This is a genomic window from Psychrobacter sp. 1Y4 (assembly GCF_051847555.1).
On sequence record NZ_JBPYDE010000678.1, the window covers coordinates 1 to 656 of the forward strand.

The 656-nt window shown below is 39.3% G+C and carries 1 protein-coding gene; it reads right to left on the bottom strand.

Annotation, left to right across the window (positions count from 1 at the left end; genetic code table 11):
* A partial coding sequence (locus ACS8FC_RS18285; protein ID WP_439297833.1) for an arginase family protein occupies positions 1 to 479 on the bottom strand: 479 nt, incomplete at its 3' end.
* Between the last annotated feature and the right edge of the window lie 177 nt (positions 480 to 656).

A 656-nucleotide genomic window follows, 5' to 3' on the forward strand; every position in this document is an offset into this window, starting at 1 on the left:
TTGCGTTTGCATTCCAAGTTATCGATTGCACAGGCCATTGCCAAAGGCATGCCGTGCATATTTCCTGACCCACTGGTGTATGGTGAATGAAAATCAGCATGCGCGTCTATATACACCACACCGATCTCAGCATCAGGGTGCGCCATTTTGAGACCATGCATGGTTCCTGCACAGCTAGAATGATCGCCTGCGATAACGATAGGAAATTGATTCTCCTCTCTTATCTCTTTTATTTTATGTGCCAATTTAGAGATAACAGGCTCAATCACATCAGCGTATTTTGCATGTTTAAATGGCGATTCTTCTTCATGAATATATTCATTTTTGATACTATCAAGTTGCAGTTTTTCGTAGTAGTCTGCATTCATCTCTTTTGATGACGCGCGCAATGCATCGATTCCTAGTGACGCGCCTTTTTTATGCCCTGCGACATCTGAATACACTTCTACTATTCGCACGTTTTTCATTAGATCATTCATTATTTCGTCTCCATTGAATAAAACAATTTTTTATCTTTTAGATTTAATTTTTTTCTCGCTACTTAGCTATAGTCAGTACTAAATAAGAAAGATATATCCCGTATCACACGCTACTGAAACAAATTTTTCTGGCTTGCTGTGCCTTCGTAGACAGAGGCAGCGCAAAATTTATTTCAG